The organism is Paenibacillus pseudetheri, assembly GCF_924513355.1.
In the GTDB taxonomy this organism is placed as follows: Bacteria; Bacillota; Bacilli; order Paenibacillales; family Paenibacillaceae; genus Paenibacillus_AQ; species Paenibacillus_AQ pseudetheri.
In genome coordinates this window covers 23853-35028 of record NZ_CAKMAB010000050.1, presented here as the reverse complement: position 1 = coordinate 35028, position 11176 = coordinate 23853, and the positions used below count along the sequence as shown (strand labels likewise).

General features: G+C 43.2%; 12 protein-coding genes. 4 read left to right on the top strand and 8 right to left on the bottom strand.

The window, feature by feature from the left end:
- Positions 1-1368, bottom strand: a 1368-nt coding sequence (gene hrpB / locus L1028_RS27715) for an ATP-dependent helicase HrpB (RefSeq protein WP_234541186.1), incomplete at its 3' end; no start/stop codon positions are given.
- A 191-nt stretch (positions 1369-1559) separates the two neighbouring features.
- Between hrpB and L1028_RS27710 the strand changes: the two genes are divergently transcribed.
- Positions 1560-1979 carry a GNAT family N-acetyltransferase gene (locus tag L1028_RS27710; protein WP_234541185.1) on the top strand — a complete coding sequence of 140 codons (420 nt, stop codon included), beginning with the start codon at positions 1560-1562 and terminating at the stop codon, positions 1977-1979.
- 120 nt (positions 1980-2099) lie between these two features.
- Here the strand turns inward: L1028_RS27710 and L1028_RS27705 are convergent, their stop codons facing one another.
- The 3 genes from L1028_RS27705 to L1028_RS27695 all read right to left on the bottom strand — a co-directional run bounded on the left by L1028_RS27705 (position 2100) and on the right by L1028_RS27695 (position 4028).
- The gene (locus L1028_RS27705) at positions 2100-2498 is read right to left on the bottom strand and encodes a DnaJ family domain-containing protein (protein ID WP_234541184.1); all 399 of its coding nucleotides are present in this window, start codon (positions 2496-2498) and stop codon (positions 2100-2102) included.
- Between the two features lie 290 nt (positions 2499-2788).
- Entirely contained in the window at positions 2789-3277 is a 489-nt protein-coding gene (locus L1028_RS27700) for a YfbM family protein (protein ID WP_234541182.1), read from the bottom strand.
- A 151-nt stretch (positions 3278-3428) separates the two neighbouring features.
- Positions 3429-4028 carry a TetR/AcrR family transcriptional regulator gene (locus L1028_RS27695; RefSeq protein ID WP_234541180.1) on the bottom strand — a complete coding sequence of 200 codons (600 nt, stop codon included), beginning with the start codon at positions 4026-4028 and terminating at the stop codon, positions 3429-3431.
- A 127-nt stretch (positions 4029-4155) separates the two neighbouring features.
- On the opposite strand from L1028_RS27695, the gene L1028_RS27690 reads away from it, so the two are divergent.
- The gene (locus L1028_RS27690; protein ID WP_234541179.1) at positions 4156-4809 is read left to right on the top strand and encodes an HXXEE domain-containing protein; all 654 of its coding nucleotides are present in this window, start codon (positions 4156-4158) and stop codon (positions 4807-4809) included.
- A 242-nt stretch (positions 4810-5051) separates the two neighbouring features.
- Positions 5052-5528, top strand: coding sequence for an SRPBCC family protein (locus L1028_RS27685; RefSeq protein WP_234541177.1), 477 nt, complete (start codon positions 5052-5054; stop codon positions 5526-5528).
- Here L1028_RS27685 and L1028_RS27680 read toward each other — a convergent pair.
- From L1028_RS27680 to L1028_RS27665, 4 genes are all read right to left on the bottom strand, one after another.
- On the bottom strand, positions 5520-6329 hold the full coding sequence (locus tag L1028_RS27680; protein ID WP_234541175.1) for an SDR family oxidoreductase: 810 nt from the start codon (positions 6327-6329) through the stop codon (positions 5520-5522). The two genes, L1028_RS27685 and L1028_RS27680, sit on opposite strands and share 9 nt — an antisense overlap.
- A gap of 137 nt (positions 6330-6466) precedes the next feature.
- Complete coding sequence (locus tag L1028_RS27675) at positions 6467-7333, bottom strand: transglutaminase family protein (RefSeq protein ID WP_234541174.1); 867 nt, start codon at positions 7331-7333, stop codon at positions 6467-6469.
- Complete coding sequence (locus L1028_RS27670; protein WP_234541173.1) at positions 7330-8283, bottom strand: alpha-E domain-containing protein; 954 nt, start codon at positions 8281-8283, stop codon at positions 7330-7332. The genes L1028_RS27675 and L1028_RS27670 overlap by 4 nt, the downstream gene beginning before the upstream one ends.
- 72 nt (positions 8284-8355) lie before the next feature.
- Entirely contained in the window at positions 8356-9819 is a 1464-nt protein-coding gene (locus tag L1028_RS27665; RefSeq protein WP_042127226.1) for a circularly permuted type 2 ATP-grasp protein, read from the bottom strand.
- Positions 9820-10172: 353 nt separating this feature from the next.
- Here L1028_RS27665 and L1028_RS27660 point away from each other — a divergent pair, with 353 nt between their 5' ends.
- Entirely contained in the window at positions 10173-11060 is an 888-nt protein-coding gene (locus tag L1028_RS27660) for a DUF1835 domain-containing protein (RefSeq protein WP_234541172.1), read from the top strand.
- Positions 11061-11176: the final 116 nt, after the last annotated feature.

Below are 11176 nucleotides of genomic sequence, written 5' to 3'. Positions count from 1 at the left end.
CGCGGGACCTTTGAACAGGTCCCGCTCTTGCAGCAGCGCCGCCAGCCGGCAGGCGAGCGGTGCTGCGCCAAGCTCTGCCGCGCGCAGCAGCATATGCGCGGCTCGCGGGTGCGCGCCAAGCGCGGCCATGCTGCGGCCGTGCGGCGTGATGGCGCCGCCGGCGTCCAGCGCGCCGAGCTGGCGCAGTTGCGCGGTGCCCTGCGCATAAGGCGCAGCGGGCGGCGCGTCAAGCCAAGCTAGCGCGGCAGGATCGCGCACGCCCCACAGCGCCAGCTCCAAAGCGAGCTGCGCAAGATCCGTCTCCATAATCTCCGGCACATTGTCATCCGGAAGTCGATTATGTTCCTCCTGACTCCACAGCCTGTAGCATACGCCAGGTGCTGTCCGTCCGGCACGCCCTCGCCGCTGATCGGCAGAGGCTTTCGATACCGGAACCGTCGTAAGACTCGGCATTCCCGTACGCGGTGAGAAGATCTGCGTACGACGTAGCCCTGTATCAATCACCGTTCGCACGCCTTCAATCGTCAAGCTTGTCTCCGCAATGGAGGTCGCTAACACGACTTTACGTTCACCATTTATGGATGGAGCCACTGCAGCATCCTGCAAATCCTGTGGCAATTGTCCATACAAAGGACGAAGGACTATCCCATTAGGCAGTTTTCCATGTTCCAACTCATTTTGGGTTCTGCGAATCTCTCGTTCACCCGGCAAGAATACAAGTACATCTCCAACCTGTTCAGCAAGCGCATGTCTCACTGCGGTTGCAGTAGATTTTTCAATCGGAAGATTCCCTGTTTTTGGGGTATAGATGGTTTCTACCGGATAGGTTCGTCCGGGACAATCAATTACCGGGGCACCGCCCAATAATGCTGAAACCCGTCCGCTATCTAAAGTTGCCGACATAATCAGAATCCGAAGATCATCACGCAGCACAGCCTGTGCTTCCAGCGCCAGAGCAAGTCCCAGATCCGCATGCAGACTACGCTCATGGAACTCATCAAAAATAATCAGACCCACATCCTCTAGTGATGGATCGCTCTGAAGCATCCTTGTTAAGACACCTTCTGTCACTACAACAATTCGTGTATTCTTACCTACCTTAGTGTCGTTCCGCATGCGATAACCTACCGTCTGTCCAACACTTTCTCCAAGACAGAACGCCATGTAGGTTGCAGCAGATCTAGCAGCAAGTCTTCTGGGCTCTAGCATAAGGATGCTTTTACCAGCCATCCATGGCTCGTCTAAAAATGCCGGAGGCGTTCCTGTTGTTTTGCCCGCTCCGGGTTCTGCGATCAGAACAGCCGCCCGCGTTGAACTTAGTATGTTTTTCAGGTCTGGAAGCACCTGTAAAATTGGAAGCTGTTTCATTATATCTCTCCATCGTTTGTAATAATATGTTATGATTTCCTTTGAAGTGGTCTAAACCCTATTCATCATGTGCGAAAAAACTTCAAAGATCAAGACAAACTATACATACCATGTTACCATTTCAAGTATAAGGATAATGTATAGCGTGAAACTTCTACTTTTATATTTTTTAAAAAAGGAGACTTCCTAAGATGCTCGTAACCAAAGCCACTATTTCAGATTTATCTAAGCTCAGTAAGATCGATGGTATGGTCATTGGGAGTGAAATTCGTAAACCTAAGATCGAACAATATATTCTAAACGAGCAATGTGTCATAGCATCCATTAACAGTGAGCCTGTCGGTTTTGCTTGTTATGATAGCACTTTTTTTGAATGCTGTTTTATTCAGCTAGTAATTGTGAATCCTAATTTCAGACGGCTCGGCATTGCTGGTGCACTTATGCGTTACATTGAAGAACATTCTCCAACGCCCAAGCTATTTACCTCTACCAATGAATCCAATACGATCATGCAGCAGGTCTGTCTTTCTTTAGACTTTGTAAGAAGTGGAATCATTGAGAATCTAGATGATGGCGATCCAGAATGGGTATATTTCAAACAAGTAAGATGAACATACACTTGTGAAACGCAGCACGTAAAAAGGCAGCTCTTTCGTCTAAACTGACTAAGAGATGCCTTTCTTTATTACACTATTAATCCTGATGGCCATACGACAGGACCTAAACTCGCGTTATTCTTCTTCCTTAATCATCTGTTCATGTATTTGAACACTGTATTGCATAAAAGCAGGATTACTGTCTAAGCCTCGTTCTCGCAGCAGCTCTTGCAGGCGTAATCTTTTCAAAGACAATTTTGCCCGGAGCGCCTTGCTTTCACTAGTCTCAGTACCTTCACCATTATGGCATGCAGCGAGCAGCCCTTCGAGGGTAACGCATTCTGCACGCAATGATATTTCCTCGGGCACCAGCCCGGAATTCTTCATGATTTTGAAAGACATCCGCAATTCTTCTGGCACACCTGATAAATCCTCAAGCTCCAGCGGCTTGCCATGCCCAGGTAAATCTCGAAATTCCCCATTACGCATAGACTCCTGAATCTGCTGCTCAACCAGCCAGGACATCATCCCCATATACGCAGCCCCCTTTACTAATGCCACCCACTGTTATCAACCTTGCTACAGAAATAATGAGTAACTGGAATTGCGTACATTTTAGCATATAAAGCTCCACATAGCTGCAATACAGTCCGCAATCTCTATTCTCTGAGCATTCTCGCCACCGTGGGTCATTCGGTTAGCAATTTTTTGTTATATTGGCCCCTGATTAATCCAAATGCTTCCAACTGCAGACCCTAAGAGTCGTTATGGAAGTTCGTATTCATAAACCCCGCACCGGTTGCGACGATCCAAAATTAATGGAATCAAAAAATATAGAAGATTAGACCTTTTCCCTCGGCAACAGTTTGGCTGTAGAAACGCCGAATTTCGTTAAAATGCTGAAGCATGTAGGCAAAGAACTCGTCCTTATCCTCGTCTGTAACAGTATCAGGCTCAAGAGGATATACTTCGTCCTTAAGCATTGCCGGGAAATCATACCGCATGCGGAGCTCCGCTTCATCCAGCTCAGACATAGCCTGAAGCGCTTCTGTAACTTGCTCCGCGCGTAAGGAAAACGCACCGAATGCGCCAAAATCGATGCCTTTGTCTGACGTCAGCGGAACAACATAGCCAAGAGGGGCAGCTCCATCAGAAATATCTCCACAAAGCAAGAAGTGAATCGCCTCCCAGGATCTATCAATGTCCAGTCCGGGATAATCGTCTATTTTCAGACTCTTTAATGCAATGTCACCTGCCGCGACTTGCTGCACCAGGTTGTTATCCATAGCAAAGTAATATCCACGCATTCCCATGTCGTCATCCTTCTTTCTATTTTAGTAGTGACTATACAGCCTACCGAAATGGTCTCAAGACTTTTTTGAATTGAATGTGTAAGTGTGCTATAGCCCTCATAAAACAGACGGAGTAGATTTTTCTCATTCTTCTTAAAGGATTCTAAGTAATTTATTCGGTTTGACCAAATCGTTCAATTAAATCAAAACTGGATCGTTTAGAAATGAGTGACATTGTACCCTCCAACAACATTGAACGGATCATAATGGCAAGTTCCTCATTAGGAATCCGTTTTCCATTATCATACCAGTATGTGATGGTCGAAATAATACCAGCCATCCCAAACTCAATAATGAGTTGAATGTCCATATCGCTTTTTGGCAAACCAAACTCCTCAAATAGCATCGGCCGCAGAGAATCCTTTAGTTTTTGATGAAAATTGGGGTCACCATTTTTCCCTAACAAGACACTTAAATACTCTCCTCTTTCCTCATACATTGTAGCAAGTATTTTAATGATATCGTTCTGTTGTTTCATCACGAGACTACTTTGTACGTTTTCTTTTAAGGTATGGATAAGCCCTGTTTCCAATTGCTCTAGAACATCATAAATATCAGTAAAATAATCATAAAACGTGCTGCGATAGTACCCAGCTTCATCTGTAATTTCTTTCACAGTTATTTTCTCAATCTTTTTTCCGCAATAAAACTTCCAAAACGAAGCCATCAGTTTTTCTTTTGTTACAGCAGTGACTTCTGGTTTTTTTTTCATAAAAATCCTCTTTTCATAAACAATACGACAAACGAAGCTCAATTGTCGGTTGATGAATGCATGGTACATTTAATAATATATATTATAACACGACATGTTGTCGTATTATTTGAAAGGAGTGGTTGTGATGAGCTTTTATCGAAAAAATTGGTATTATATCGGTGGCATTATTTTTGTCGTATTATCGTTTGTTATCGGATTTTTTGGGGGAGATATCGACCCAATAAGAAAAATTTTATTATTAAGTTTTATGGCATTATTAGTTCATCAATTTGAGGAATACGCGCTTCCAGGGGGATTCCCTCCCGTTTGGAATATAGCAATATCAGGAGAAAAAAATGTACCCGATCGTTACCCATTAAATAAACAAAGCAGTTTATTTGTAAATACTTTTTTGGCGTACACCTTTTACGTATTACCGATTATTTTTCCAAAATGGTATTGGCTGGGGATTATGACAATGGCATTTGGTTTCGCACAATTCATTATTCACGGCATAATCATTAATATTAAACTTAAGTCATTTTATAATCCTGGACTCGCAGCAGTCATTTTCCTCCACATTCCAATTGGTATTTATTACTTATGGTATTTACACACTAATAATTCTGTGGATTCTTGGCATTGGTGGGTTGGAATTTGTGGATTACCGATTGCTGCGGTATTGATTGTTCAAGTACCACTTATTATCTTTAAAGACAAAAATTCACCCTACCCTTGGACGAAAGCAGAAATGGACAGATTCTCTGTTATTGAAAAACTAGAAAAAATTAAAGATTAGACTAACAGCCCTTATTTCACAAATTCAAGCCATTTCGCCCTGCCTTCGGACTCAGCACCCCTTTTCCGCAAATCAATCTCATTCCGCTACAGTTTCGGACACTGAAACTATCATCAATGTTTTACATACACGAAGCCAAAATTGTACAAGTTTAAATTATTTCATGCAATTGCTATACTCTTCCTATGTACCTCAGCTCAATAAAAAAGGACTACAGCAGTAGTCCAAAGGAGAAATATAACATGATAGCTAACCTCAAAAAAGCAGATGATCATTATGTCGCTCGTTTCGAACGTCAATTAAAACATTCCGCATCAGAAATCTGGTCCTTTTTGACAGAGAATGAGAAGCTTGCTTTATGGTTCACTGAATTACGTGTTGAAGACCTGCGTGAAGGTGGATTAATCAAGTTTGATATGCAAGACGGAGCCTTTGAGGAAATGACGATTACCGCCCTGCAACATGAATCTGTTCTTGAATTTACGTGGGCTGAAGATTCAGTTCGCTTTGAGCTATATCCAAATTCAGCGGGCTGCTTGCTCGTCTTGAATGAAACGATCCGAACGCTCACGCCACACACACCCCGAGATTTAGCTGGCTGGCATGTATGTCTGGACGTGATCCGGCAACTTCTGGATGGCACCACGCTAGCGTCGCGAAAAGCTGAATGGAACGTTTGGTATGAACAATACCGAGAAGCGATCTCTAAATTAGGATAATAAGGACTCTGCTCCATCAATCACAATTTGCGCACCTGTAATATGAATAGATTCATCCGAAGCCAAAAAAGAAACTAGATCGGCAACATTATCCGGTTTACCCGGCCCATCCGCCAGCGGCTGCGCACCATCCGGAAATTCAATCGGAATGACGATCGCTTCTACTTCCTCGTTCATTTCAGTGGTTTCATCTATATTAGTGGCAATCGCCCCGGGGCAGATCACATTCACTCGAATTTTAAACTTAGCTAGCTCAAGTGCAGCCATTTTGGCAAAAGCCACCTGTCCAGCTTTGGTAGTACTATACGTAGACCACCCAAAGCTGGCAAATCTAGTATTCCCATTGATGGAGCAAGTGATGATAATGCTACCTTTCCCTTTATCCTTCAGATGAGGGATCGTATATTTTAATGTCAAAAAGGTCCCCGTCAAGTTCACCGACATCGTGCACTCCCAATCACTCAAGCTCAGTTCCTCTATAGGTCCCACCGCACCATTGATTCCCGCGTTAGCGAATACTACATCTAAGCCGCTGAATTGTTCGACTGTCCTGCGAACGGCTTCTTCCATCCCTTTTTCATCCGAAGTATCTACCTCTATGACCAATGCACAATCTTTGCGAAACTTGTTCAGCTTATCCGCCAAAGATGAGGTACGTTCAAGATTCAAATCAAAAAGCGCTACATTAGCATCTTCCCTCGCCAGCTTAATAGCGGTAGCCCGACCAATTCCTGAGCCCGCTCCAGTAATAATTGCTGTTTTTCCAATAAATCTTTGTTTCTTAGCTATGTTTGGACTCATATGTAATCTCTCCTTTAAGATCTCTAAGTGATGTACTATGGATCAAGATTACCCAAATACATGTACACTGGAATCATCTTACAAAAAAACTCCCCGTTCAAAAGCTTGAACAGAGAGTTTCATCTATAATGATCCATTTAATTGTCCAGCTTCCGCACATCCACTTTCACGGTCAGAGTGCCTGCTCCACCACGATATACACCTTTTACAGGTACAATATCTTTGTAGTCCCGTCCGTGACCTAACTTAATGTAACGCCAATTGACCTCAACATTATTCGTCGGATCGAAACCAAGCCAACCTGTTCCCGGAATGTGAGTCTCCACCCAAGCATGTGAGGCTTGCTCAAAATTAGCATTGCTCCCTTGCAAATCACCGACAAAATGATATCCACTTACATATCTGGACGGCAGACCGACACTACGGCAGACAGCGATCATTAAATGAGCATAATCCTGACATACACCGCGTTTGAGCTTCAGCGCTTTTTTTACCGTAGTATTTACACTTGTAGCCTCAGGGTCATAGGTGAACTGATCATAAATCGTCGCTGATAATTTAAGAATCCATTCATACATATCCTCTGCTTCATTAAAAGGGTACTGTGAGGCAAATTCCACTAATTCAGGCGTCACCTCGGTATAACGAGTTGGCAATATAAACTCAATATAACGGTTCTGGAATTTCTCATCATTTAACAGTTTAACTTGTTCTGCAAGGGATGTTCTCGGGAGATCTGTCCCCTGAGCTTTATCCAGCGTAACTACAGTAGCTTTTGTGTGGATGACCATCTCCGTATGCGGCTTATTAACCGAATAGGCATGGACCCGATTCCCGAAGAAATCCTCATAGGTCAAAAGATTTGCTGGCGGATAAATATCCACTTCATGGTGATAACAGGATTGGCGATAATTCGTGCGCGGCGTGAGTCTGATCTCATTGACACTGTCCGTAACCGGCTCTGGATAGCTGTATGTGGTGGTATGATTGATTTGAATCTTCATACAGACACTCCTTCTCGCCGAAAAAAGGCGCCCTCCATTGTTTTACCAAGTTTTTGACAGGATATCACCAGCGATTTAAGCACATCTTCTACTAGCTCGCCGGACATTTCTTCTTTTTCCATATAATCCAGCTCTGCTTTTAACTTCCCCGCTTGACGAATAACCTTCTCATGGCCTGAACCTTTCTCTGAGGAATCTAGTTCAAGCTTTGCTAAATGCTCTTCCAGCTGATGAAAAGAAAAACGAATAGAACGCGGAAATTTGGGATTCGCAATCAAAAAATCTAAAATGCTCTCCGGAGACATAGCATCTGCATAGTAACGGCGAAACGCCTGGTACCCACTAACGGATTTAAGCACCGCCTGCAACTGAGTATAAACCGCATTAAGCTCCTTAAATCGGCATGAGGCAATGACCGCCTGCAAGATACGAGTTGTATTCTCTGCCCGCTCTAGAAACCGTCCGCTCTCAATGAAATGCCACTCATTCCCTCTAAGCATTACCGACTGCTCTGCTCCGAGAAACATGGCTGTACGCTCCTTAACCTGCTGATAGAACTGATGTGGGCCGCTCATAATATCTGCAACGGACCGTTCACCAAGCCATAGGTTGAAGCTGTTGACAACATCCCATAATTCACTTGGAAGCTGCTGACGGAGTGTTCGCAGATTATTTCTAGCATGATGTACACAAGAGAATAATGAATTAGAATTGCCTAGATCAAGTGTGATGAAAGATAGCACATCCTGCTCGGAAAAGGTTTCGAACTGCTGCATATATTCACCTCGAACGCCTAACGCATCGATTAACCTTGACCATTTATGTCCTTCTTCATGAAAATCCTCTTCTTGCTGGATATGATAATGAACATTGATTAGCCGCGCATGATTCTCTGCCCTTTCAATATATCTGCCGATCCAGAACAAAGCTTCAGCATTTCGATTCAGCATCTCCAGCCACTCCCTTATTCAACAAATTGATGCTGCATTTTGTTAATCATCAACAAGCCTCACTAGGTTGTATCAAGCCATGACCCAAGTATCTTTTACGCCACCACCTTGCGAGGAGTTTACGACCAAAGACCCTTCTTTCATAGCCACCCGTGTCAATCCCCCAGGTATAACATGTGGCTTCCGGTCAGCACCCATTAATACAAAAGCTCGAAGGTCGATATGTCTCGGTGCCATTGTTCCACCTGACAATACCGGTGCTCTAGATAGAGACATGATCGGCTGCGCAATATAACGTTCCGGGTCGGCGATAATCTTCATTCGGAATTCAGCTAGTTCCTCTTTCGTAGCTTCACTTCCGATCAACATTCCATATCCCCCGGATAAAGAGGTTTCCTTAACAACCATTTCAGATAGGTTCTCAAGGACATATAAACGTTCATCAGGTCTTCCTAGCAAATAGGTCGGGACATTTCCCAGAATCGGTTCTTCATTCAGATAATAACGAATCATATCCGGTACATAGACATACATCGCTTTATCATCAGCAACACCAGTCCCCGGGGCATTAGCAATCGCTACATTCCCTGCCCTATACGCATTCATCAGACCCGCCACCCCTAGAAGTGAATCCGGCTGAAAGGCTAACGGATCGATGAAATCATCATCCAAACGGCGATATAGTACATCTACGCGGCGAAGTCCGTTCATTTCTTTCAAATATATTTTGTGATCCTTTGCAACCAAATCTCGTCCTTCAACCAAATGTATACCCATTTGTTGTGCTAGAAAAGCATGCTCATAATAAGCAGAATTGTATTCCCCAGGTGTAAGAAGTGCTATAACCGGATCTGACTTTCGTGAGGGTGATAAACTACGTAGAACGGATAAGAAGCGATTCAGGCTATGATCAACATCTCGGATGGAGCTGGCAAAGGACAATTCTGGAAACAACTGATTCATAAGGGTTCTGCCTTTAAAAAGATATGAAAAACCTGAAGGTGTTCGTAGATTATCTTCAAGCACATAATATTGCCCATCATGATGGCGGATCAGATCGATTCCCGAGGTAGTGATGTAGGCTCCACCAGGCACCCTTAGACCAGCCATTTCTGGACGGAAATAACAGTTGGAGATGATCATACGCCTTGGGACTATTCCATCCTTTACGATGTACTGCTCATGGTAGATATCATGAATGAACAGATTCAAAGCCGTGATACGCTGAATAATTCCAGCCTCTAGCCTCTCCCATTCATTCTTAGGAATAATGCGTGGAATCATATCGAAGGGAATCGTACGCTCCATGGGATGATCCTGAGCCGGATTGTATAGCGTAAAAGTAATTCCTTCCTCCATCATCCTGCGCTGCATCAAATTCTGCTTACCCTGCAGCTCTTCGGAGCTCATTCCGGAAAACATGCGATTCACATGTCTGTAATGCGGCCGGACATTTCTCTTATCTGCATACATTTCATCGAAAAAATGTTGCAGCGGATACGGAGACAGACCTGGCAGCGGATCTAATTTGGACATGAGCCCGACTCCTTTCGATAAATGTTATCTTTACTAACAAACTATACTTTAATTTCTGAAAATATCCATGGAAATATTGTTTTCCATTCCCATAATACGTAAATTCTATTGTCGATGTCAATATATATAACAGAGAAATGTAATCTCTGAATATTTCCGCGTTTTGGAATCGCTTCCTTTCTCTCTTATATAGGTCGCCGGAGCTGAAATGTAGTTTCTTCATTGAATTGTATGCAGGAGTAGTGACAAGCTTTTCTATTATGAATTTTTCATATGTTGAAATATTTATATAGTTGTCTGGGAAGGTGATTTCAGTTATATGGTATAATTTGGAGCGTTAGGAGAGTGAACAAATGGATCACAAATATACTATGACCATGGAGCAGGAAGAGGCTATGCGAAATCATATTTTTCTTTTATTTGGCTTGTCAGAAGCTGGTTCGATGAAGGTTACACTTAGTCGTGTGGGTAGTCGTCATTTAATAAGAGTACTTTCATTTAATGAAACGTTCTCTGCTGGGCCGCTGTGCAAATTACATAATGATGAAGGGTGTCATGCCCGTGAGTTATGGTTTCAGGAACGATTTCCGGATCAGGGTTATCATCTTAATCCCCAGCATAAACTGGAAACCATGATTCAGACCTTAAAAGAAATTCCCGAGGACAAAAAAATCACTATTTGGTGCGGAGACAACTCCCATGATCAGACAGGTTTACGATTTGCACTTTCTGTTCTTAGAGAGAGGAAGCAAACTATTCATGTTATAAATCCAATCGAAGCTTATGGGGAGCTCCCAGGGATTGATGAACAATTTAGTATTGGCCTATCTCCCCAGTCCCTAGGTCAGCTCCCAAATGAAGCTATGCAAACTATTATCAAAAACACCGAAAATACGCAACCCCTTACCTCCGCGCAGAGAAAACAGTATGAACGGGAGTGGCAAGAAATCAGCAACACTGAGGATATGCTTCGAGTCTGGTCCAAAGGTCAGCTAACGAATGTTCCCGAAACATACTATGACGAAGACATTCTATCCTTAATTCTGCAACTGCAAAGGAATGAACAGGGAGATCATTTCGTAAATGCAGGACTTATTGTAGGTGCAATTATAGGGCAGTGGAATTTATTTATCAGTACCTCATTTATAGAATATCGCTTCTGGAGGCTTATTAGTGAGGGAAAGCTGTTATTTAAAGGGATACCCTACGCGATGCATTTGTACTTTTTAAGAATTCCTTAGAGGTCACTACATTAACACTAACAAGCATTTTATAAAAAAGGAATGCCCTCATAAACTAAATATAGCTCCGAGGACATTCCTTGTAAATATGACTTCTTTATGATCATGTGTCGGTA